The 21,841-nt window shown below is 59.1% G+C and carries 20 protein-coding genes; 9 read left to right on the top strand and 11 right to left on the bottom strand.

Going from position 1 to position 21,841, the window contains the following annotated elements:
• Positions 1–20: 20 nt before the first annotated feature.
• From H4W29_RS09740 to H4W29_RS34310, 3 genes are read right to left on the bottom strand one after another with little or no spacing between them, the layout of a single operon-like run.
• Positions 21–3,503, bottom strand: coding sequence for an error-prone DNA polymerase (locus H4W29_RS09740; RefSeq protein WP_192728741.1), 3,483 nt, complete (start codon positions 3,501–3,503; stop codon positions 21–23).
• Positions 3,500–4,987 (bottom strand): Y-family DNA polymerase, encoded by a 1,488-nt coding sequence (locus H4W29_RS09735; protein ID WP_281401398.1) that lies wholly within the window; start codon positions 4,985–4,987, stop codon positions 3,500–3,502. The genes H4W29_RS09740 and H4W29_RS09735 overlap by 4 nt, the downstream gene beginning before the upstream one ends.
• Complete coding sequence (locus H4W29_RS34310) at positions 4,959–5,903, bottom strand: ImuA family protein (protein WP_246517150.1); 945 nt, start codon at positions 5,901–5,903, stop codon at positions 4,959–4,961. The genes H4W29_RS09735 and H4W29_RS34310 overlap by 29 nt, the downstream gene beginning before the upstream one ends.
• 162 nt (positions 5,904–6,065) lie before the next feature.
• Here H4W29_RS34310 and H4W29_RS09730 point away from each other — a divergent pair, with 162 nt between their 5' ends.
• Complete coding sequence (locus H4W29_RS09730; protein WP_183734551.1) at positions 6,066–6,503, top strand: metallopeptidase family protein; 438 nt, start codon at positions 6,066–6,068, stop codon at positions 6,501–6,503.
• A gap of 2 nt (positions 6,504–6,505) precedes the next feature.
• On the opposite strand, the gene H4W29_RS09725 is transcribed toward H4W29_RS09730, so the two are convergent.
• Together H4W29_RS09725 and H4W29_RS09720 are read right to left on the bottom strand one after the other, a co-directional pair.
• Positions 6,506–6,712 (bottom strand): DUF1737 domain-containing protein, encoded by a 207-nt coding sequence (locus H4W29_RS09725; protein WP_192728739.1) that lies wholly within the window; start codon positions 6,710–6,712, stop codon positions 6,506–6,508.
• Positions 6,712–7,617, bottom strand: coding sequence for an HpcH/HpaI aldolase/citrate lyase family protein (locus H4W29_RS09720; RefSeq protein WP_192728738.1), 906 nt, complete (start codon positions 7,615–7,617; stop codon positions 6,712–6,714). The genes H4W29_RS09725 and H4W29_RS09720 overlap by 1 nt, the downstream gene beginning before the upstream one ends.
• 113 nt (positions 7,618–7,730) lie before the next feature.
• On the opposite strand from H4W29_RS09720, the gene H4W29_RS09715 reads away from it, so the two are divergent.
• From H4W29_RS09715 to leuD, 3 genes are all read left to right on the top strand, one after another.
• Positions 7,731–7,961: a hypothetical protein gene (locus H4W29_RS09715; protein ID WP_007824784.1), complete on the top strand. Its 231-nt coding sequence runs from the start codon at positions 7,731–7,733 to the stop codon at positions 7,959–7,961.
• A 110-nt stretch (positions 7,962–8,071) separates the two neighbouring features.
• A complete protein-coding gene (locus H4W29_RS09710; protein ID WP_192728737.1) occupies positions 8,072–8,491 on the top strand; it encodes a VOC family protein in 420 nt (139 codons plus the stop codon).
• 147 nt (positions 8,492–8,638) lie between these two features.
• Positions 8,639–9,247, top strand: a complete 609-nt coding sequence (gene leuD, locus H4W29_RS09705; protein WP_192728736.1) for a 3-isopropylmalate dehydratase small subunit — start codon at positions 8,639–8,641, stop codon at positions 9,245–9,247.
• A gap of 62 nt (positions 9,248–9,309) precedes the next feature.
• Here the strand turns inward: leuD and H4W29_RS09700 are convergent, their stop codons facing one another.
• Positions 9,310–10,242 (bottom strand): pyridoxal-phosphate dependent enzyme, encoded by a 933-nt coding sequence (locus H4W29_RS09700; protein WP_192728735.1) that lies wholly within the window; start codon positions 10,240–10,242, stop codon positions 9,310–9,312.
• A 181-nt stretch (positions 10,243–10,423) separates the two neighbouring features.
• Between H4W29_RS09700 and leuB the strand changes: the two genes are divergently transcribed.
• Both leuB and lpxE read left to right on the top strand, forming a co-directional pair.
• Complete coding sequence (gene leuB / locus H4W29_RS09695; RefSeq protein ID WP_192728734.1) at positions 10,424–11,536, top strand: 3-isopropylmalate dehydrogenase; 1,113 nt, start codon at positions 10,424–10,426, stop codon at positions 11,534–11,536.
• Positions 11,537–11,824: 288 nt separating this feature from the next.
• Positions 11,825–12,562, top strand: coding sequence for a lipid A 1-phosphatase LpxE (lpxE, locus tag H4W29_RS09690; protein ID WP_192728733.1), 738 nt, complete (start codon positions 11,825–11,827; stop codon positions 12,560–12,562).
• 458 nt (positions 12,563–13,020) lie between these two features.
• Here the strand turns inward: lpxE and H4W29_RS09685 are convergent, their stop codons facing one another.
• From H4W29_RS09685 to H4W29_RS09665, 5 genes are all read right to left on the bottom strand, one after another.
• Positions 13,021–14,907, bottom strand: a complete 1,887-nt coding sequence (locus tag H4W29_RS09685) for an MFS transporter (RefSeq protein WP_192728732.1) — start codon at positions 14,905–14,907, stop codon at positions 13,021–13,023.
• Positions 14,908–15,110: 203 nt separating this feature from the next.
• Positions 15,111–16,394, bottom strand: coding sequence for an FtsX-like permease family protein (locus H4W29_RS09680; protein ID WP_192728731.1), 1,284 nt, complete (start codon positions 16,392–16,394; stop codon positions 15,111–15,113).
• The gene (locus H4W29_RS09675; protein ID WP_192728730.1) at positions 16,391–17,080 is read right to left on the bottom strand and encodes an ABC transporter ATP-binding protein; all 690 of its coding nucleotides are present in this window, start codon (positions 17,078–17,080) and stop codon (positions 16,391–16,393) included. The genes H4W29_RS09680 and H4W29_RS09675 overlap by 4 nt, the downstream gene beginning before the upstream one ends.
• Before the next feature lie 6 nt (positions 17,081–17,086).
• A complete protein-coding gene (locus H4W29_RS09670; protein WP_192728729.1) occupies positions 17,087–17,548 on the bottom strand; it encodes a hypothetical protein in 462 nt (153 codons plus the stop codon).
• 97 nt (positions 17,549–17,645) lie between these two features.
• Positions 17,646–19,400 (bottom strand): alkaline phosphatase, encoded by a 1,755-nt coding sequence (locus H4W29_RS09665; protein ID WP_192728728.1) that lies wholly within the window; start codon positions 19,398–19,400, stop codon positions 17,646–17,648.
• A gap of 69 nt (positions 19,401–19,469) precedes the next feature.
• Between H4W29_RS09665 and H4W29_RS09660 the strand changes: the two genes are divergently transcribed.
• The 3 genes from H4W29_RS09660 (at position 19,470) to H4W29_RS09650 (ending at position 21,837) form a co-directional block, all read left to right on the top strand.
• Positions 19,470–19,700 (top strand): hypothetical protein, encoded by a 231-nt coding sequence (locus H4W29_RS09660; RefSeq protein WP_192728727.1) that lies wholly within the window; start codon positions 19,470–19,472, stop codon positions 19,698–19,700.
• 112 nt (positions 19,701–19,812) lie between these two features.
• Entirely contained in the window at positions 19,813–20,847 is a 1,035-nt protein-coding gene (locus H4W29_RS09655; RefSeq protein ID WP_192728726.1) for an aspartate-semialdehyde dehydrogenase, read from the top strand.
• A gap of 168 nt (positions 20,848–21,015) precedes the next feature.
• A complete protein-coding gene (locus tag H4W29_RS09650) occupies positions 21,016–21,837 on the top strand; it encodes a lytic murein transglycosylase (RefSeq protein WP_192728725.1) in 822 nt (273 codons plus the stop codon).
• Positions 21,838–21,841 lie beyond the last annotated feature (4 nt).

Here is a 21,841-nt window from a genome sequence, read left to right as displayed (position 1 = left end):
ATTTCCAGCCGCGAAGGCCATCAGTGGAAATTGCGCCCGCGCGGCATCACGCTTGCGGTCTCTGCGATATCGCCATCCCGCGCCCTCTCTGACGGCCTTCTCTCGCCGATTTTCCTGAGCAGGTTGTCCCGCGCCAGAATATCCGCCTCTTTCCGCTGCCGATGATCCTGTGTCGCGCGCAACACCTCGTCCGAGCGCTCGCTGACGCCGAAGCGTTTTGTCTCTCGCTGAAGGATACCGAGCAGCGGCGTCATATCCTCAATGTGTTCGACGACAGTATGGATGACGCCGCTCTGGCTTTGTAATTTGCCGTAGATTTTCACAAGTCGAGCGCCCATGACCACTGCGCGGTATCTTTCGAAGGTTTTCTTCCAGACGATGGCATTGGCAACGCCGGTCTCGTCCTCCAGCGTCATGAAGATCACACCTTTCGCGGAACCCGGCTGCTGGCGTACCAGCACCAGCCCCGCGATTATCACTTGCCTCCCATTCGCAACGCGAAGCAGATCGACATTGCGCGTCACACCTGCCTTGCCTAGCTCCTCGCGCAGGAAGGAAACCGGATGCGCCTTCAGGGACAGCGACAGGTATCGGTAGTCTTCGATGACCTGTTCCCCCGGCAGCATATCCGGCAGCCTTGCCTGAGGCTCGGGCTGAAGATCAATGTGGCGGACCTGCTCGAAAAGCGGCAGTTCTTCAGTCGCGCTTTTCACATCCAGCGCCCGCACCGCCCAGAGCGCCTGACGTCGCGACAGCCCGATCGATTGGAAGGCATCTGCATCCGCCAGTCGTTCGACAACGGATTTCTGCAGGCCGGACCGCAGCCAGAGATCCCGCACGGAATTGTAACCCTCGCCGCGTTTTTCAACGAGCTGCTTCATATCGTCAGAAGAAACGCCCTTGATCTGCAGAAGGCCAAGCCGCACAGCATAGCGAGTCTTGATGATATCCCGCATATCGCTATGGCGGAAATCGACCGCTGACCGATCGAAAGCCGCTGCCTCAAGAGTGCATTCCCAATCCGACTGATTGATATCCGCTGGTAGGATTTTCACCCCATGCTCGCGCGCATCCCGCACTAGCTGCGCTGGCGCATAGAACCCCATCGGCTGTGAATTCAGCATTGCTGCGCAGAAGACATCGGGATAGTAGGCCTTCATCCATGATGACGCATAAACGAGCAGGGCAAAGGAAGCAGCATGGCTTTCCGGGAAGCCGTATTCGCCGAAACCCTTGATCTGGTTGAAACATTGCTGGGCAAACTCGCGGTCATACTCTTTTTCGACCATTCCATCGACGAATCGCTTTTCGAAATTGTCGATTGTGCCCGTTCTCTTGAATGTCGCCATTGATCTTCGGAGTCGGTCGGCTTCGGCCGGCCTGAAGCCTGCAGCAGTGATGGCGATCTGCATGGCCTGTTCCTGAAACAGCGGAACCCCGAGAGTTCTTTCAAGGACATCTTTTAGCGCTGGGCTCGGATATTCAATCGGAATGTTCTTTGCTTTTTGCTCCCGACGCTTCAGATAGGGATGCACCATGTTGCCTTGAATCGGTCCTGGCCGAACAATCGCCACTTCAATGACGAGGTCATAAAACACCCTCGGCTTCAGGCGTGGCAACATACTCATCTGCGCCCGGCTTTCGATCTGGAAGACGCCAAGCGTATCGGCGCGACCCATCATGTCGTAGACAGGTTCGCCCTCCGCTCCGTGCTCTTTGTTGCCGAGATCCGCGAGCGTTTTCTTCACGTCGTAATGAAGTTCAAGAAGCGTAAATGCCCTGCGTAGGCAGGTGAGCATACCAAGCGCCAGTACGTCCACTTTGAGGATATTGACGTTATCGAGATCATCCTTGTCCCACTCGATCATGTAGCGGTCCGGCATCGCCGTCTTCATGATCGGCACCACCTCATCGAGCCTATCCCGCGTGATGACGAAACCGCCGACATGTTGAGTAAGATGGCGGGGGAAACTGAGAAGCTCGGATGCATATTTCAGCACATTACGTGTCACCGGATTCTTGATGTCCAGACCAGCCGCTTTAGCATCCCGCTCCGCGAGATTGTCTTCCGACCATCCCCAGACAAGGCTGCTGATTGCCGATTGAACATCTTCCGAAAGACCGAAGGCCTTAGAAACTTCGCGGCCGGCTGATCGCGTCCGATAGCTGGTCACCGCCGCTGTCAGGCCGGCATGCTCAACACCATATCTTTCGTAAATAGACTGGATGACCTCTTCGCGTCGTTCATGCTCAAAATCGACATCGATATCCGGCGGTTCGTCCCGATCCATCGAAATGAACCGGTCGAAGAGAAGCGTGGTCTTTGTGGGATCGACTTCCGTGATCTCGAGGCAGTAGCAGATAACCGAATTGGCCGCTGACCCGCGTCCCTGGCAAAGTACCCCGAGCTTATAGCGGGCATGCTGGATGATCTTGTGGACCGTTAGGAAATACGAGGCGTAGTTCTTACGCTTGATGAGATCCAACTCATAGTCGATCTGCTCAGCAACCTTTTCCGGAACGTTCTTAGGAGAGTAGCGCTTTATCGCACCGGCTCTCGTTAGCCTTTCGAGCGTTTCCTGCGGCGTTTCACCGGGATCGTTTTCAGGAGGGTAATTGTGCTTCAATTCATTGAGCGAAAAACTCAGCTTGTCGAAAAACACCTGCGTATTCTCGACCGCATCCGGATAATCCCGGAAGACCCTGGATATTTCACGTGAATCCTTGAGATACCGCTCTCCATTGGCCGCCAGAAGGAATCCGGCTTCCGATATCTGCACATGTTCCCGGATGGCGATCACGATATCTGAAAGCGGCCGGCGCTCGGTGTCATGATAGAGCGGCTGATTGGTCGCAATCAGAGGTACCCTGTTGCGGGCGGCAAGCATGGCAAGCACTGCAAAAGCCTGCCGGTCGCAGCCGTCATAGGCTGGTGACAGCGCCATGAAAAATGCCTTGCGGAACCGTTTGCGGAACCGTTCTAGATATTCTTCAAGGGCAGGCTGGCAACCCGGACCATTCACAACAGCCCGATCAGGAACGAGGGCGAGCATCATCTCATCACCCCATTCCATAAGCTCCGCTTCCGTCAGGATGCAGGTTCCCTTGACCGCTTCTTCCTTCAGATTGCCCGTGCTGAGCAGGCGGCAGAGATTCCCCCAACCTTTCCGGTTGCGTGGATATGCAAGGACATCAGGTGTTCCATCGGAAAAGACGAGACGGGCACCCGGCTGAACCCGGACGGGATCGAGAATGATCTCCGTTTTTCCCTTCTTCTTCGCCTCGGCTAAAATCTCATCCCTGTTCCTGTATCTCTCCTCAAGCTGCTGTGCTTGCGCATGCGCCCGCACCACGCCGGCAACCGAATTCCGATCCGCAATGCCGAGGCCGCCGAGCTTCAGGCAGGCGGCCTGTACGACCATTTCTTCAGGCTTCGAAGCACCTTCGAGGAACGAGAAATTCGTCTTTGCGCCTATCTCGAAAAATGCGGATTCGGGCTTCATGCAAAGACCCCATGCATGAACCAGCGAGGATCGGGGTTCTCACCGTAAAGACCCCGGCGATAGATCCAGAAGCGATGTCCGGCCTCATCCTCGATCCGGAAATAGTCTCGCGCTTCGGCATCATCGCCATCGATCCACCATTCCATGGCAATCCGTTCAGGACCTTCGCTCCTTGCCACCTGATGCTGCAGGCGCCGCCAGCGAAAAGTCTGCGGCGCACCGTCAGGCACTTCGGCAAATGCGACCTCGACAGGCTCCGGCGTTGCAAAGAGCCGCAACGGACGTTCCTCACGAAAAGGCAGCGCGTGCCTCTGCTCTGATTTGCGCCGTGCCGGAAGGTTCTCCATTGCCGGTACCGTGATGACGGCACGCTCCGGCACATGGCTCTCACGAAGCTGGAAGCTCTGCAGGCAATCCGCGCCAAGCCGGGCCGCGACACGGTCGACAAAACTCGAAAGCGAGATTTCCCCCTGTCGATCCCCTTCGAAATCACCCTGCGCATCGTTGAACGGATCATGCCGCAATACATTCAAGCGCAGGATCTCAAAACCATAGCCGGCGTCGATATCGTCATAGATCACCTGTAGCCGCTCGGAAAATAATCTCGCTATGAGCTTCGGTTCGCGAAGCGGCCGGGAGGCACCGACAGAAATGCGGAACACTCTGCCATCGACACGGAATAGCACCAGTTCGAAAACCCGCCCGCCAGCGCCGCGCGCCTCCAGGGACGGTTTCAGCGATACGGCAGCCTGTCCTGTGACGGCAAGGATCTGTTCTTCCGTTCCGATCGGCTCTACCAGGCGGTGTTCGGACGAGAGGCTGGCGACAGGCCGTCGAGGTGAGATCGGCTCCTCTTCACGGCCAAGCGCCTGATCGAGGCGCAGCAGCAGTGCCGGCCCGAAGCGGCGGGTCAACGGCGCCCTCGGCGCATGGATAACGTCACCGACATATTTGAGACCGAGCTTCCTCAAGGCATCGACAGTCTGGCCTTCCAGCCGCAAGGCCGCGACAGGCAGCGGCATCAGCATACGCTCACTCTCCTCGTCGTCCACGACACCGCCCTGCCCGAAACGGGAGACGGCCCAGGAAAGACCAGGCGACGAGGAGATCGCGCCCCGCGCATCGAGCCCCATATGAAAGAGCCGTGACAGGATATCCTGAAGAAGCGCCCTCTCCCCGCCGAAGAGATGCGCGCAGCCGGTAATATCGAGGAACAACCCGTCCTTGCCGTCGAGCGCCACCATCGGCGTATAACGGTCGCACCAATCTGCAATCGCCTCCAGAAGCCGGCGGTCGGCCGCAGGATCCTCCTCCACGACATGGAGCGCCGGATACATGGCGCGCGCCTCGGCAACGCCCTGCTCCTTCCGCAATCCCAGCTTCTCGGCGAATTCATCCAGCGCCGTCAGCCGCATGGCATTGTTGAGCTTGCCGGAACAGACGAGGGGAGCCGCTTCAGGACGCCCTTTCGAACGCCAGGACAGACCCCATCGCCTGCGGGCGATGCGGTCCGTTGGCAGATGCGGAAAGCTGAGCGACAGAATGCGCTGACTGTTCGCCTGGAGGACGAGCGAAGCTTGGTTCGTTGACGGGGAGAAATTCGCGTTCATGGGGATTCCACTCCAGAAGAAAGGAGAGCGGGGCCGGATTGCGGCTCTTCTCCAGCGTGAGACGGAAAATTGGATTGCCGATGCTGCCGGAAAGCCTTGATCCATCCGGCAGCGGCCGCAGATCCGACGGCGCCGGCTCGACATGCAGGCGGAAGGCAGCGCTGCTCGCTTCCTCCTCTCCCGCCTGGCGGACGAGAAAGAGCGGACGGTGCACCGCGCGTGCCCTCAGACTGAGCCGGCGGCTTTCGGTCAGACCGAAATGCAGGGGATTGCCGCGCACTTCGAAAACGACGGCCGAGAAGGCAGCACTTTCGATGGCCGCTTCCGCCAGCCAGAGCGCATCTTCCAGTTTGCGCGGCGCGGCATGGAAAAACCTTTCCGGCTTCAGCCCGAAATCCTTCAGCCCCGGAGCATAAGGGCGACCCGCCTCCAGTGAGCCGACGGCATCACCGATCCAGAGCAGCGGCAGCAGCCTGCCGGTATCCTCCTCCTGCTTCTGCAGTCGCGCCGCAATGGCCATCGCCAGACCGCTTGCCGCCCCTGCATCACCGGACCTCGCCGCGCGGAATTCGGTAATCGCATCGAGCTGAAGACCGCCTTCCAAGGCGTCATCGAACGGTTCCACACCGAAAGGCAGGCGTGGCAGAATACGCTCCTGCCGCCTCTCACGTCCTTCCGCCAGGGCTTCCCGTTCCGCTGCGGCAAGCGCCGGCGCGGGTTTTCCCTCCAGTCGGGCAATGGTTTCGCGGAGCGCAAAAAGCCGCTCGCGCGCCAGGGCGGTCTGCGCCATGGCGTTCTCTCCATCCGTCTTGTTCCTGTTATGTTCTTATAGATTCCAGAGCTCTAATGAAGAGTCAATGATCATTTCATAAGAATTTATTCCTGCCTTTGATTCCACACTCGAAAATCGGCGATAAAGGCTCTATATGGGCCGACAAAGGAAGGAATACTTATGGCCCGCATAGACCAGAGCGATGATTGGCAGGACCGCCATGCGCCGACGATCAGCACCTTCGAGTCGCTGGCAATGGAGGCCTACAGTCATCTGCCGGACGAATTTCGCAAGCTGACGACCAATCTGACCATCGAAATCGAAGACTTCCCCGACGACGAAGTTTTCGAAGATATGGCGCTTGAAACACCCTTTGACCTGCTCGGCCTTTTCGAGGGCCGCGGCATCTCGGAGCGCTTTACCGTGGAAACAGGCGAGATGCCGAACCGCATCCGCCTCTATCGCCGTCCGATCCTCGATTACTGGGCCGAAAACGACGAAACGCTGGGCGACATCATCACCCATGTGCTGATCCATGAGATCGGCCACCACTTCGGCCTCAGCGACGATGACATGGAGCGCATCGAGGCGAGCGCCGAAGAAGCGGCCGAACGCTGACCTTATTGCTCGGACAGCTTCATGTCCGGGTGATAATCCTTGCCCTCGACGTCCTTGACGACGGCCTGGCCGCATTGCATCTGGCCGGTCGCAGCGTTGAAGGCGTAGGTGGGCGAGCCGGACAGCGACCAGCCCTTGTTCAGCACTGCTGTGACCTTGTGGCAGAAGGAAGCGTCGTCGGGACCGGTCAGGAAGCGGTAGAGTTTCATCAGGCGGGCTTTCTTGCAGAAATCAGGTGCGCTTTATGGACCAGAGCTTCGGCCTGGACAAGATGCAGCCGCTCGATCATCCGCCCGTTCGCATTGATGACGTTAAGCCCCTCGGTCGCCGGATCGGCGAAGGCGGCAATGATGGCCTCCGCCTCCGCGATCTCCTCCTCACTTGGTCCGAAATGCGTGTTGGCGGCTGCAATCTGCGCCGGGTGGATCAGCATCTTGCCGGCAAAGCCCATGGCACGGCCCTGCCCGCATTCGGCATCGAAGCCTTCGCCATCCCGGAAATCGTTGAACACGCTGTCGAGCGCATCAAGCCCGTAAGCCTTCACTGCCAGAATGACCTGCATCAGCCAGGGCACGAGATAGGTCCGCCCCGGCTGCGGCAAGACGCCCGTTTCCTTGCGCAGGTCGTTGAGGCCGACGACCAGGCAATCGAGCCGCGATCCCGGCGTGCGGCCGGATTCGGCGATTGCTGCGGCATTCAACACACCACGCGGCGTCTCGATCATCGCCCAGATGCGCAACTCCTCCGGCGCATAGGCCTCGGCAAGCAGATCGCTGATGGCCATGACGTCCTGCGGTTCGTCCACCTTCGGCAGGAGAACAGCATCGGGCGATAATGCCTTTATCAGCTCCAGATCCGCCAGTCCGAATCCGGATGACAAAGAATTGATACGAATGATCCTTTCCTTGTCCTCAACCGGCGGCCCGGCAAAAAAGGCCTTCAGATTGTCGCGCGCTTCCACCTTCTTTTCGGGTGCGACGGAATCCTCCAGATCGAGAATAACCGCATCGCAATCAAGGGAATGAGTCTTTTCAAGCGCACGCACATTGATGGCAGGCACGCTCAGCACCGAGCGGCGCAGACGCAGGGAACGAAGAGGTGGTGTTCGGCTCATGGACCATTAGTGCCAAGCTTCGTAAGGTCCGGCAAGACAACAAAAAGCCATGCTTATCTTGCAGAGAGGAAAAAGAAGGACCACATTCCTTTCCGTAGAAAGGTCTCTAACCAATGCAGAACATTCGCTCCATCTTCTTCATGCTTGCCGGCGCCACCGTTTTCGTGGCCATGCTGCTTCTCACCTTCTCGGTCACGCTCGCCGTTGGCGGCATCCTGACCGTGCTCATGGTCGGCCGCGCCCTTTCGATGAAGATGAAGCCCGCTCCCGTCCGCGCCCGCGCCGATGGCAAGCGCGAGATGCGCATCTGGAACGACGGCCGCGGCACGATCATCGATCTCTGATAACTTTTCGCTGAAATTTCTGACCGACATTGTCGGCTCACGTTCCCATGCTACGTCCTTGAAGCAGCCAGGCACTCAGCTGGCACTTTAAAAACGAATGGAGGACGAGCATGGATGCGACAGAGAGCAACCAGACCAAGATGCCGCCGGTCAAGAACGGCCTGCTTCCCTATCTGACGGTCGATGGCGCGGCAAAGGCTGCAGAATTCTACAAGAAGGCTTTCGGCGCCGAACAGGCCTATATCGTGCCGCCTGACGAGAGTGGCCGCACGATGCATGTGCACCTTTATATCAACGGCAGTTCCCTCATGCTGTCCGATGCCTATCCGGAATACGGCCATCCCTTCAAAGGCCATGAGGGCTTCGCCATCCAACTGGTGATCGACGATATCGATTTCTGGTGGGACCGCGCGGTGGCTGCCGGCGCCGAAGTGGTCATGCCGGTCGAACTGATGTTCTGGGGTGATCGCTACGGCCAGCTTCGCGATCCGTTCGGCGTGCTCTGGGGCCTGAACGCACCGGCCAAGTAAGAGGCCAAGTAAGAGGACACACGCAATCGGCTGGCCGCGCGAAACGTCGCGTGGCTTCCATCGGCGAAAGATTCTTCTTCATTTCGGCGGAAAACTGGAATAGATGCAAATTCAGAAAGTACGTTTTGCTGAAATGGAGCATGGGTCATGGATAAATTCGTGAAGCTCACGGGCGTTGCAGCGCCCCTGCCGGTCGTCAACATCGACACCGACATGATCATTCCGAAGGACTATCTGAAGACCATCAAGCGCACCGGCCTTGGCAAGGGCCTTTTCGCCGAAGCCCGCTACAACGAAGACGGCTCCGAAAACCCTGATTTCGTGCTGAACAAGCCGGCCTACCGCGAGGCAAAGATCCTGGTTGCCGGTGACAATTTCGGCTGCGGCTCCTCGCGTGAACACGCGCCGTGGGCGCTGCTCGATTTCGGCATCCGCTGCGTGATCTCCACCAGCTTCGCCGACATCTTCTACAACAACTGTTTCAAGAACGGCATCCTGCCGATCAAGGTCAGCCAGGAAGATCTCGACAAGCTGATGGACGATGCCGAGCGTGGTTCCAACGCCATTCTGACCGTCGACCTCGAAAACCTCGAAATCACCGGTCCGGACGGCGGCTCGATCAAGTTCGATCTCGACGAATTCAAGCGCCACTGCCTGCTGAACGGCCTCGACGATATCGGCCTGACCATGGAAAAGGGCAAGGCGATCGACGAGTTCGAAAAGAAGAATGCCGCTTCGCACCCCTGGGCTGCCTGAGCCCTGTCGAATTGCCTACCGATCAAGCCGGGCGTTCGCCCGGCTTTTTCTTTGCCTGCTGCTCAGAGAAACTTCTCTTTCCAGACATTAAGCTTTTCAAGCGACACACCGATGCCGCCGCAGACTTCGATGAGCGGATTGTCGAAGCGCGACAGGAGATCGGCATGCACATCGGCAACGGCAAGTGCGGCACCGCAGGCCGGTTCGACCAGGATGCGCTGCGCATCGGCAAATTTCAGGCAGGCGGCCACGGCATCGGCATCGCTGACGAGAACACTTTCGATCGGGTGATGCTTCGGCAGATCGAAGACATGCTGCGCCACCTGCCGCGCCCCAAGCGACGTGGCAATCGAGGTGATGGCCGGCAGCGAGATGCGCTCATTGGCCTTGAGACTTGCATGAAATGATGCAGCTCCTTCCGTCTCGACGGCAATGACAGGCACGTCCGAAAACCCGTTCCGCTTCAGCCCCTCGACGATACCGGCAAGCAACCCGCCGCCGCCGACGCTGGTAACGACACAATCGAATTTTGCGCCCTTTGCCACCACCTCATCGATCAGCGTCGCGTGGCCATCCCACAGGAGGGGATGGTCGAAAGGATGCACATAGGTCGCCTTGCGGCTTTCGGCGAGTTCGATCGCATGCGCATTGGCCTCATCGAAGACAGAACCATGAACCAGAACATTGGCGCCCGTTGCGGCAATCGTCCGGCGCACGTCAGGTGCCGTCGTCTCGGGCACGACGATCGTAACAGGCACGCCAAGTGCCCGCCCGGCATAGGCTGCGGCAATGCCGGCATTGCCGCCGGAGGCGCAGAAAATCTCTCGCGCACCGTTTTGAACCTCGTGCTGGCAAAGCCGGCCGACCCCGCGCAGCTTGAAGCTGCCCGAAGGCTGCAGCGCATCGAGCTTCAACCAGAGCGGCTTGCCGCTGACGCTGAAATCGGGCGCTGTCTGGATCAGAGGAGTGTCGAGATGAAGGGGCGCGAAAGACATGGGAGAATATCCAGGGAAAGAAAGGAAGGCCTGTCGTTCTAGCTCGTTTGCAGGCACGGGAGCAACCTTGTCAGACATCACATGACGCGGAAGCAAGCGTACCGATTCACCTCTTCTCTCGCTTGAAATGCCCAATTCCGGGGTCTAAGAAGCCGCAGCTTGTTTTTCCGCGGAGGGTTTCATGACAGTGCGCAATCTTTTCCTGCTGCCAGGTGACGGCATCGGCCCCGAGGCCATGGGCGAAGTCCGCAAGATCATCGCTTACATGAATGAGGCGATGAATGCCGGTTTCGTCACCGATGAAGGCCTCGTCGGCGGCTGCGCCTATGATGCACATGGCGCAGCAATCTCCGAAGACGACATGAAGAAGGCGCTTGCAGCCGACGCCGTGCTCTTTGGCGCCGTCGGCGGCCCGAAGTGGGATAGTGTTCCCTATGAAGTACGCCCGGAAGCCGGCCTGCTGCGCCTGCGCAAGGATCTGGAACTTTTCGCCAACCTGCGTCCGGCGATCTGCTATCCCGCACTCGCCTCCGCTTCCTCGCTGAAGCCGGAACTGGTCGAAGGTCTCGACATCCTCATCATCCGTGAGTTGACGGGCGGTGTTTACTTCGGCGAGCCGAAGGAAATCATCGATCTCGGCAACGGCCAGAAGCGCGGCATCGATACGCAGGTCTACGACACCTACGAGATCGAACGCATTGCCGGCGTCGCCTTTGAAATGGCCCGCACCCGCAACAACCGCGTCTGCTCCATGGAAAAGCGCAATGTCATGAAATCAGGCGTGCTCTGGAACCAGGTCGTGACCGAGACGCACAAGGCGAAATATTCCGACGTGCAGCTGGAACATATGCTGGCCGATGCCGGCGGCATGCAGCTCGTGCGCCAGCCGAAGCAGTTCGACGTTATCGTCACCGACAACCTTTTTGGCGATATGCTGTCCGACGTTGCCGCCATGCTGACGGGTTCGCTCGGGATGCTGCCGTCTGCCTCGCTCGGTGCGCCTGACGGAAAGACCGGCAAGCGCAAGGCTCTCTACGAGCCGGTACATGGTTCGGCACCCGATATCGCCGGCAAGGGCATCGCCAACCCGATCGCTATGATTGCCTCCTTCGCCATGTGCCTTCGCTACTCCTTCAACATGGTCAAGGAAGCGGACAATCTGGAAAAGGCGATCGCCAATGTGCTCGACAAGGGCATCCGCACCGGCGACATCATGGCACCGGGCAGCCGCCAGGTTGGCACCGTCGAAATGGGCGACGCCATACTTTCGGAATTCAAGGTGCTTTCCGCCTGATATTTCACGTGAAACGCTTTTCAGCCCTTCGCACCCCGTGCGGAGGGTTTTTTATCGAAGCCGGCGTCCCTCGCATCTTTGAGCGATTTGTGGTCGGTTTCCGCTCGGCGTGTGGGCTGCATTTGTCGTTGCGATCGTGTTCATGCACCTCGCTGATCTTCTCCGCCTTGCCTTCGAGTGACAGTTACGAAGATTGAAAACAATTATCTGAGCAAACCCGGTCGCTGTCGTAATCCTGTGCATTTTCGCTGCCTATTCCTACCCATTAGGATTATACGGGTAGTATAAATGCGGACACTTTTAGTCTCCTTGGACAGGCGTTGGCGCAGAAGCGGACACGTCATGCCATCTCTGAGGTGGCGCGCCTGCTTTTTTATCACGCTGAACGCTGTTGTCCTTTCCATGCTGATCTTCGACGCACCGATCGGTGCCGGTCATATGCCGGAAGCCATCCAACGTTTCGGGGAAATACTGACCGACTTCGGCGATTCCGCCTGGCTGATCCTGACCAGTGTCCTGCTCTTCTTTCACGGCCGTGCTGGTTACAAGCTCTTGAAGAGCGCGAGAGCAAAGGCCCAGGCGCTGTATGTGAGTTGGATCGGCGCATATCTCTTCATGACCGTCGTCTTTTCCGGCCTGCTCGCAAACTTTTTGAAGCGCACCATCGGCCGCGCACGTCCTGAACATTTCCAGGATCTCGGCGTGCTTTCCTTCACGCCCTTTTCCGGCCATGCGGCGCTGGAAAGCTTCCCGTCCGGCCATTCGACCACCGTGGGCGCCTTCTTTGCCGCCACCGCCCTGCTCTTCCCGCGCTACCGGGTTCCCTTCATCGCCGGTGCCATCTGGCTCGGCATGACGCGTGTAATGGTCGGGGCACATTATCCGAGCGATGTCATTGCCGGCCTTGCCTTCGGCGCCTGGTTCTCGCTGCTGACGGCCATCGTCTATGCCCGCTATGGCTTGCTCTTCAAGCTTTGCCCGGACGGTTGGCCTACGTCCAAGCGATACTTCCCAGACGCATTGTAAAATGACGCTCCTGCGGGCCTTCGTCGCCAACGAGGCAGACAAGGTCTCGCCGGCGTTCGTTCCTTAGAGCACTAGTCGAACCTTGTCCGCTCCGTGCTCGTCTGGTTCGGCCTGCCCGATCCGCTCGGCAATTCGGCCAAGATCAGCGACAACGACCCGGAGAAGGAACGGACGTCGGCGATCCTTTCCGCGCTCCCGGCCGGCAAGCCCTGGTCCGCGGCCGACAAAATCCCGCCCCGAGGGGCTCTCAGCCACCTCTCTGCATAGGATGCATAGGATGCATAAGATTTTTCCATACTTCGTGTGAGAAATGTCAGATGGTGACATGACAGGTATTGAATCTGACATTTCCTAGAGAGCGTTGAAAACTGCCTATGCATCCTATGCATCCTATGCGGCATGAAAAACCCGGCGCCTTACGAACGCCGGGTCTTTGATTTCAGGATATTCGACGCGCCTTAGTCCATCGCATGAATATCCCGGTTCTTGGTTTCCGGCAGGAACAGCACGCCGATGACCAGCGTGATCGATGCGAAGACGATCGGATACCAGAGGCCGTAATAGATGTTGCCGGCGGCAGCACTCATCGCAAAAGCCGTAGCCGGCAGCAGGCCGCCGAACCAGCCGTTGCCGATATGATAGGGCAGCGACATGCCGGTATAGCGGATGCGGGTCGGAAAGAGCTCGACCAGCAGCGCCGCGATCGGGCCGTAGACCATCGTCACGTAGAACACGAGCACGAACAGGATGGCGATCGTGCCGGCCCAGTTGACGCGAGCAGGATCGGCCACCATCGCGAACGAACCGCCACCAGGGATCGTGTAGACGGCCATATCGGTGACGCTTTTCGCTTCATCCGCCGTCAGCAGCTTGCCGGCAACGAGTTTGTCGGCTGGCAGCGTTTCCTTCTGGCCGGCGCGTATCGCATCGGCATTGAGGGTGAGTTCCGGATTGGCGGCGATGAAGGCATCGAGCTTGGCATCGGCAACCTTGGCAGCACCGCGCTTCAGCGGATAGCCGGCATCATGAAGGGCGAGATTGACGCCCTTTTCGAAGGCTGCATTGGTCTTGGCGGCATCGGCACCGGCTGCGACGGCATCGTAGCTGGTGATGGTATCGTCACCGACCTTTACGGTTGCAGGCTGGCCGGCAGGACCCGACACCACATCATAAGGCACCGAGTTCTTGGTCAGGAACGCCGTCGCGATATCGCAGGAACTGGTGAACTTGGAGGTACCGGTCGGATTGAACTGGAATTTGCAATCCGCCGGATCCACCGTCACCGTTGCCCGGATCGTCGCCTGCGCCTCGTAGAGGGCCGGGTTTGCCGTATAGGTCATCGCCTTGAAGAGCGGGAAATAGGTGACCGCGGCAATCAGCAGCCCCGCCATGATGATCGGCTTGCGGCCGATCCTGTCCGACAATCCGCCGAAGATGACGAAGAACGGCGTGCCAAGGAAAAGGGCGATCGCGACCATGATGTTGGCCGACAGCAGATCGACCTTCAGCACGTTCTGCAGGAAGAACAGGGCGTAGAACTGACCGCCGTACCAGATGACCGCCTGGCCCATGGTAGCACCGAAAAGCGCGATCAGCGCGATCTTGGCATTCTTCCACTGGCCGAATGCTTCCGTCAGCGGTGCCTTCGATCCCTTGCCTTCCGCCTTCATGCGCTGGAAAGCAGGCGACTCGTTCATTTTCAACCGGATCCAGACGGAGATACCGAGCAGGACGACCGAGACGAGGAACGGAATACGCCAGCCCCAGGCGGCGAAGGCGGTCGAACCCATGATCGACTGGACCGTGACGATGACGATCAGCGACAGGAAGAGACCGAGTGTCGCCGTCGTCTGAATCCAGGATGTGAAATAGCCGCGACGGCCGTTTGGCGCATGTTCGGCAACGTAAGTGGCCGCACCGCCATATTCGCCGCCGAGCGCCAGGCCCTGCAGCAGGCGTAGGCCGATCAGGATGATCGGAGCGGCAATGCCGATGGAGGCAGCACCCGGCAGGATGCCGACCAGGAAGGTCGAGAAACCCATGATGAGAATGGTCACCAGGAAGGTGTATTTGCGGCCGACGAGATCGCCGAGGCGACCGAAGACCAATGCGCCGAACGGACGCACCAAGAAACCCGCAGCGAAAGCGAGCAGCGTGAAGATGTTGCGCGTTGCTTCCGGATACTGGGTAAAATAGGTCGCGCCGATATAGGTGGCGAGCGAACCATAAAGATAGAAATCATACCATTCGAAAACCGTGCCGAGCGACGAGGCGAAGATGACCTTCTTCTCCTCGCCCGTCATCGGACCGGCTTTTGCACCGTCGACGCTTGCGACATTTGCCATTGTCTGTCCTCCACAGAGTGATGAGCAACGGTCGCGGCTTACTCTCCTCAAAGCATACCCCTAGCCGCGACACGCCTGACAAGAGTTTGACAGAAAAGACGCATCAGAAAGAGGGATGCTTTGGGATTATGACTTTAGTCTAATTTTTGTGCATGGATGCTGCGCACGGCTCCTGCCATGGCGGAACAGGCACACCGCAATCGTCACACCCGCAAAGCCTGGGCCGGGGACTGCCGGTAGGCGAGCACCGCCGGCAAGGCGGCGAGACCAGCCGCGAAGGCGAGAAGGATCACAGCGAGCATTCCGTCTTCGCGCGCGAAGCCGACGGGCAGGTTGACGCCGCTGCTCTGCGAGAAGAAGCCGGAAAGAATGAGTGCTGCACCATAGCCGAGTGTAAAGCCGAGCCCGACTCCAACGGCGACGAGGATAAAGAACTCCAGCCAGACAATACCGAAGATCGCACCGCGGGGGGCACCGAAGGCGCGCAGCGCACCAATCTGCCGCCGACGCTGGCCGATATGGATGACAGTCACGAGGATCAGCGAGGCGGCGACGAGTACCTGCGCGCCAGAGGCGACAGCAACGAGAATCTGCTTGGCATCGCCGAGTGTTGCATAGAGATTGGTCAGCACCTCGCCAGGAAAGACCGCAATCGTCGTGCCGTTGCGATAGTCCTGCCGCAGCTTGTAGGCATCGGAAATCGTCTTCGGCTTGACGAGGATGGCCGGAAGACCGGGCGTTTCTGCGGTCCAATTCTCGTTCAGGCCGGCATGGGGATCAGGCTCCGCATGGTGGTCGGCATCCTCGTGGGCACCTTCCGCGTGTACGCCTTCCTCGTGATGATCCACCTCTGCGGCGTGGTCGTGGTCATGCTCTTCGGCAGCTTCCAGTCCATGAATATGCCAGACGGCCTGGATCGGAACGAGGATGGCGCGGTCCCATGCTGTGCCTGTCGGCCGCAGGCGCCCCCTCACATGATAGGCGAGCTCCGTATGGGTATGGCCGCCGGTTTCGATCGTGCCGTGCATCGGCTTGATCAGGCCGCCGATGGCAAGGTCGACGCTCGAGCCGATGACAGCCTCGCCCTCACTGCCGAAAACCTTACCTTCGGAAAAGCCGCCGGAAATCGTTTCCGTCAACGCCCTCGTCGTGCCGACGATCGGATAGCCCGAGAAGGAATCGCCGAAACCGACGGGGGCAGCCCATTCAACGCGCGGATCGGCGGCAAGCTTGGCCAGAACGTCGCCGGACATCAGCGGCAGTGCGGACGGCTGCAGGAAAACGGATGAGAGCACGAGCTGGGTCTCGCTGCCGCCCGCGCCGATGACGAGATCGAACTTGTCGCCCGCCCGCGCACTGCCGAGGCGAAGAGCCCGCTCCTGCAGGATGACAGAAACGCCTAGCGCCGTCGCAAGCGCCACCAGCAGCACGACAACAATAGACCCAGCCCACAAGCGGCGCAGATCGGCGAGGATGAAGCGGATCATGCAGCCGCTCCCCTGATGGCGGAATCGTCGACGATACGGCCGGAGCGGAATGTCAGCCGGCGATCGAGACGGCCGACAAGACGGGAATCGTGCGACACCACGATCAGAGTACTGCCTTCGACCACGGCAAGATCGAGCAGCAGATCACCGATGGCATCACCGCTTTCCGCATCGAGGCTGGCGGTTGGTTCGTCGGCGACGATGACGCCGGGCTTGCGCAGAAGCGCCCGGGCAATCGCCACGCGCTGCATTTCACCGCGCGACATGGTCTCGATCTTCTGCCCGACACGATTAAGACCGACGACGTCAAGAAGATCATGGGCGCGCGCGATGATCGCCGATGTCGCAGCGTGCGCAAGCCGCGCCGGCAACAGGACGTTTTCAACGGCCGACAGGCCGGGGAACAGGTGAAACTCCTGCATGATCAGCCCGATATTGGCCGCCCGGAAGCGGTCGCGGCGACTTTCGGAGAACCCGGCGATATCCTCGCTGTTCCAGCTGATGCAGCCTTCGCGGACCCGCTCCAGCCCGGTGATGATATTGACGAAGGTGCTTTTGCCGGAGCCCGAAGCGCCGGTAACCGCGACACGGCTACCCGGCGCAATCGACAGATTGTCGATGGCGAGCGCAGGCGCAGAAAGGCCTGAAAACCTCACGGACAGATGTTTGATTTCGAGACCCAGCATCGATACTCAGACGCTGGAATATTCGGCCTGGCGGATGCGCAGCAGGCTGACAAAGCCGGTCTCGGGATCCTGCCAGGACCCATATTCCAGTATACCACGCACTTCGATCGTCTGGCTCGGCTGCACGAAAGTCTGCTTTTCCCCGAGGTAAACGACGACGATATTGTCCGGCCAGTCCGCATCCGACGAGCAGAACGGGCAGAGCGACATCGGCACTTCGGTCAGCACGAAGAATTGTGCCTCTGCCTTCAACGGCGGAGCCATGAAGCCCTTCATGCTGATGTCCTTGCCGGCAAGCGTTTTCACCTTGTCGGAGAATTCGAGCCCGAGCACACCGAACTTGCCGTAAAGCTCGTCGAAAGTGAGCGAAGAATCGGCAGCGCGAGCAAGGGAACCGGCGAAGGGAAGCGTAACGGCAGCACCGATCAGCTGGCGTCTGCTAAGCTGCAGCGAAGAGAATTTTTCCATGGCAATCTCCAGGAACCAAATCCCGGCCGCTTGGCGGCCGAGACCATGATCGATGAAAGAGGCAAGGCCGGCAAGCAGCCTTGCTGGATCGGTTGGATCAGTTCGTCTGCTTGGCGCCGAGAGCGAAAGTGTCTGCCAGCACGCGGTAAACATCGCTTTGTTCCATGTAGCCATGGAAGCCTTCAGCACCCGGGCCGGCCGACTGCAGAACGACGTCGTCGACCGCATGGACGCCGCTTTCGCTGGTCTTCGGAAGATTGCCCTGAACGAAGACCGCGCCGGGAACATCCTTATACTGCTCGTTGGCGACATATTCCTTCTTTTCGTTCTGGATGGCCGGAACGAACGGGCCTTCGAGCTTCGGACGGAAGGTCTCGTAATGGTCAGGGCCGTTGTTGGCGCTCAGGAACAGGCGGCGGCTGACGTCGATCTTGTCGGGATAACCGTCGCCATTTTCATCCTTGTAGTTCGGGAAGCCGGCTTCGGCATAGGTCCCGACCTTTTCGCGCATTTCCGTGCCCGGCTTTTCGTCATCGACCGTGCCGATGATGGAAACGCCGTGCGTGTGGTCACCAGTGACGACGATCAGCGTGTCCGGATGAGCCTTCTGGAATTCGCGGGCTACGCCGATCGCCTTGTCGAACTCGATCGTGTCGACGACGGCACGATCCCAATCGAGCGGATGGGACATCTTGTCGATCGAGGAACCTTCAACCATTAGGAAGAAACCTTCCGGATTCTTGGACAGGCGGTCGAGCGCGACCTTGGTCATGTCGACGAGGCCCGGCTGGTTCGGGAACTTGTCGACGGTGCCCTTCTTCAGGAACTCGCGATCGAGCGTGACGTCCATGTTGCCGGTGTGGAAGAGACCGAGAAGGTTGCCTTCAGCCGATGCGTTGGCTGCGAGCTCGTTTTTGTCGGTCGCAAGCTTGTAGCCGGCGTCCTGGAACAGCTTGATGTAATCCTGGTTGTCCTTGCGCTTGGAACCAGCGACCTCTTTGCCGAGGAAATAGGCCGAGCCGCCGCCGAGCAGAACCTCCGGCTTGACGTCGAGCAGCATGCCGACGACGTCGGCCTTGTCGCCGCGGTTGCGGGTATGGGCAACGACAGCAGCTGGGGTGGCGTCTTCGACTTCAGCCGTCGCGACGATACCGACAGACTTTTTCGTCATGCGGCGAACGGCTTCTGCAAAGGTTTCAACACGCGGATCATCGAGCGAGTCAGGCGTACGGTCTGCATAAACGCCGATCGCGTTGACGGCCGTCTTATGGCCCGTCATGTAAGCCGACATCGTGTTGGCCGAGTCGGTGGCAACGGCATTTGTCGCCGACGTGCCAATGAACGCCATGCGCTCAAGATCGTCCATGTTCAGGCGACCATTCGCTTTACCTTCCGTCATGCCCTTGGACATGATGCGGGCAGCCGTGCGATGCGCAACGGAAAGACCGTCGCCGAGCAGGAAGATGATGTTCTTTGCCTTTGGCTGGGCCGCGGTATCGTAGACGTTCCAGGTTACAGACTTCGTCTCGTCGCCGGCGGCGATCTCGACCTTGTAGGCGCCCGGAGCGGAAATCTTCAGACCGCGCAGCAGGAGAGCGGAACCGAGAGCCTTGTCTTCCTTGCCCTTTTCCAGCTCGATGAACTGTGCTTCGCCCCCAAGGGCAGTCTTGTAATCCTGGCCGTTGACCGTGATCTTCACGTCTTCCGGCTTGACCTGCTTGCTGAGCTCGACCTTGAAGTCGAACGGCGAACCGGCAAGAATCGTAGCGCGATCAAGCGGATAGATCGAAGCTGCCTGAGCAGGGCCGGCAAGAATCGTGGTGGCCGCGAAAGCGGCGAGAAGCATACGCATGGAAAAACCCCCGTTTTTCGTTGCAGTCGTTACAACGGGTCGGGGATACCCCCCGGCAATGACAGAGGGATGACAAAACACCGCAGCATTGCAGCGCCCTTCTCCTGCGCTCGTCCCACACGCAAAAACCTTGACTCCTGTGGAAAACCTTTTATGAGCAACGATGGAAAAGGAATATCCATGGTTCGCCACGAGCACGCCATCGCTGAGCGCAATAACCTGGCAGAAAATGCCGGGCTGGATTTTGCCGTTCCGGTTTCTTCCAAAACCAAGGCCAAAACGACGACGAAAACCGTCTGACGTCTCTGGCCTGCCGCTCTCTCCCCGGCCCGGCCGGGGACAGGAAGCCGCGATGATATCGCGCTTCCCCCCTCACCGGACAAGAGGAGAGAAGAGAAAGAGAGCTTGAGAAATGGGTTTCAAAGTTGCAGTCGCGGGAGCGACCGGAAATGTTGGGCGCGAAATGCTCAACATTCTCTCCGAGCGTGGTTTCCCGGCCGATGAAGTCGTAGCACTCGCTTCCGCCCGCTCGCAGGGCACCGAGGTTTCCTACGGTGACCGGACGCTGAAGGTCTCCAACCTGGAGAATTACGATTTCTCCGACACCGATATCTGCCTGATGTCGGCCGGTGGCGAAGTTTCCAAGCGCGTCTCCCCGAAGATCGGACAGCAGGGCTGCGTCGTGATCGACAACTCCTCGGCCTGGCGCTACGACGCCGACGTGCCGCTGATCGTTCCGGAAGTAAATCCGGACGCGATCTCGCTCTTCACGAAGCGCAACATCATTGCCAATCCGAACTGCTCGACTGCCCAGCTCGTCGTCGCGCTGAAGCCGCTGCATGACTTCGCCAAGATCAAGCGTGTCGTCGTCTCGACCTATCAGTCGGTCTCCGGCGCCGGCAAGGAGGGCATGGACGAGCTCTTCAACCAGACGCGTGCCGTCTTCGTTGCCGATCCGATCGAGAACAAGAAGTTCACCAAGCGCATAGCCTTCAACGTCATTCCGCACATCGACGTCTTCATGGAAGACGGCTACACGAAGGAAGAATGGAAGGTTCTGGCTGAAACGAAGAAGATGCTCGATCCGAAGATCAAGGTGACCTGCACTGCGGTGCGCGTTCCCGTCTTCATCGGTCATTCGGAATCGGTCAACATCGAATTCGAAAACGAGATCACCGCAGATCAGGCCCGCGATATCCTGCGCGAAGCGCCGGGCTGCCTCGTCATCGACAAGCATGAGGACGGCGGCTACATCACGCCGTATGAATCTGCCGGCGAGGACGCAACCTACATCTCGCGCATCCGCGAAGATGCGACCGTCGAGAACGGTCTCAACCTGTGGGTCGTCTCCGACAACCTGCGCAAGGGTGCGGCACTTAACGCCATCCAGATTGCCGAGCTGCTCATCAATCGTGGCCTCGTCAAGCCGCGCAAGCAGGCAGCCTGATACCATTTGTAAACCATAATATGCTAAAGCCCTGCTCGACGAGCGGGGCTTTTTCGGGCAAATACTGTCTTATAAGCGCTCGCTAAAAGGTGATCGTGACAAAATCGCCAGTGGCTGGCATTCTCCTGCCGGCTTAAAAACTATGCAGATCGAGAGCGGGGTTTCTCAATGCGCATGACAAAATTGATTCTGGCGGCCGCCGCGGCAATGGGCGTCCTCCATACGGCACCGGCGTTCGCGCAGGGTCCCCAATGCGGCAATACCAGTGCCGGTTTCGATGCCTGGGTCGCCGACTTCAAGCAGACGGCAGCGGCCAATGGTGTCAGCCAGTCGGTCCTGAGCCGTGCCTTCGCCAATGTCAGCTATAACAAGCCGACGATCGCCGCCGACCGCGGCCAGAAGAGCTTCAAGCTGTCCTTCGACGCTTTCATGAAGAAGCGCGGTGGTGCCGCCGTCATCTCTCGCGGCCGTTCGATGAAAGCCGCCAATCAGGCTCTCTTCGCTTCGATCGAGCGCCGCTTCGGTGTTCCGGCCGGCCCGCTGATCGCCATCTGGGGCATGGAAACCGGCTTTGGCAGCTATATGGGCAATCAGCATACGATGTCCGCAGTTTCCACCCTCGCTTATGACTGCCGTCGCTCGGAGTATTTCACCGACCAGCTCTATGCAGCCTTGCAGCTCGTTTCGGAAGGCTATCTCAGCCCGCAAGCCCGCGGTGCTGCCCATGGCGAAATCGGCCAGACGCAGTTCCTGCCGCGCAACGTCGTAAGCTTCGGCGCTGACGGCGATGGTGACGGCCGCGTCGACATGGTCGGCTCCCGCGCTGATGCGCTGGCCTCGACTGCCAATTTCCTCAGGGGTCACGGCTGGCGTGCCGGCGCCGGTTACCAGCCGGGCGAGCCTAACTTCGCAGCCATCCAGGGCTGGAATGCCGCAACGGTCTATCAGCAGGCAATTGCCTATATCGGTCAGCAGATCGACGGCAAGTGAAGAG

Source organism: Rhizobium viscosum (assembly GCF_014873945.1).
GTDB lineage: Bacteria > Pseudomonadota > Alphaproteobacteria > Rhizobiales > Rhizobiaceae > Rhizobium > Rhizobium viscosum.
The sequence above is the reverse complement of the archived record's forward strand: the minus strand, read 5'-3'. Positions and strand labels throughout refer to the sequence as shown.

Excerpts from the sequence above, each read along its gene's own strand:
- H4W29_RS09700 (WP_192728735.1), bottom strand. The coding sequence starts at position 10,242 with ATGTCTTTCGCGCCCCTTCATCTCGACACTCCTCTGATCCAGACAGCG.
- H4W29_RS09675 (WP_192728730.1), bottom strand. The coding sequence starts at position 17,080 with ATGCTGGGTCTCGAAATCAAACATCTGTCCGTGAGGTTTTCAGGCCTT.
- H4W29_RS09730 (WP_183734551.1), top strand. The coding sequence starts at position 6,066 with ATGGCCCGCATAGACCAGAGCGATGATTGGCAGGACCGCCATGCGCCG.
- H4W29_RS09655 (WP_192728726.1), top strand. The coding sequence starts at position 19,813 with ATGGGTTTCAAAGTTGCAGTCGCGGGAGCGACCGGAAATGTTGGGCGC.
- lpxE (WP_192728733.1), top strand. The coding sequence starts at position 11,825 with ATGCGGACACTTTTAGTCTCCTTGGACAGGCGTTGGCGCAGAAGCGGA.
- H4W29_RS09740 (WP_192728741.1), bottom strand. The coding sequence starts at position 3,503 with ATGAAGCCCGAATCCGCATTTTTCGAGATAGGCGCAAAGACGAATTTC.
- H4W29_RS09660 (WP_192728727.1), top strand. The coding sequence starts at position 19,470 with ATGACAAAACACCGCAGCATTGCAGCGCCCTTCTCCTGCGCTCGTCCC.
- H4W29_RS09720 (WP_192728738.1), bottom strand. The coding sequence starts at position 7,617 with ATGAGCCGAACACCACCTCTTCGTTCCCTGCGTCTGCGCCGCTCGGTG.
- H4W29_RS09715 (WP_007824784.1), top strand. The coding sequence starts at position 7,731 with ATGCAGAACATTCGCTCCATCTTCTTCATGCTTGCCGGCGCCACCGTT.
- H4W29_RS09650 (WP_192728725.1), top strand. The coding sequence starts at position 21,016 with ATGCGCATGACAAAATTGATTCTGGCGGCCGCCGCGGCAATGGGCGTC.
- H4W29_RS09685 (WP_192728732.1), bottom strand. The coding sequence starts at position 14,907 with ATGGCAAATGTCGCAAGCGTCGACGGTGCAAAAGCCGGTCCGATGACG.
- leuD (WP_192728736.1), top strand. The coding sequence starts at position 8,639 with ATGGATAAATTCGTGAAGCTCACGGGCGTTGCAGCGCCCCTGCCGGTC.
- H4W29_RS09670 (WP_192728729.1), bottom strand. The coding sequence starts at position 17,548 with ATGGAAAAATTCTCTTCGCTGCAGCTTAGCAGACGCCAGCTGATCGGT.
- H4W29_RS09710 (WP_192728737.1), top strand. The coding sequence starts at position 8,072 with ATGGATGCGACAGAGAGCAACCAGACCAAGATGCCGCCGGTCAAGAAC.
- H4W29_RS09665 (WP_192728728.1), bottom strand. The coding sequence starts at position 19,400 with ATGCGTATGCTTCTCGCCGCTTTCGCGGCCACCACGATTCTTGCCGGC.
- H4W29_RS09680 (WP_192728731.1), bottom strand. The coding sequence starts at position 16,394 with ATGATCCGCTTCATCCTCGCCGATCTGCGCCGCTTGTGGGCTGGGTCT.
- H4W29_RS34310 (WP_246517150.1), bottom strand. The coding sequence starts at position 5,903 with ATGGCGCAGACCGCCCTGGCGCGCGAGCGGCTTTTTGCGCTCCGCGAA.
- H4W29_RS09725 (WP_192728739.1), bottom strand. The coding sequence starts at position 6,712 with ATGAAACTCTACCGCTTCCTGACCGGTCCCGACGACGCTTCCTTCTGC.
- leuB (WP_192728734.1), top strand. The coding sequence starts at position 10,424 with ATGACAGTGCGCAATCTTTTCCTGCTGCCAGGTGACGGCATCGGCCCC.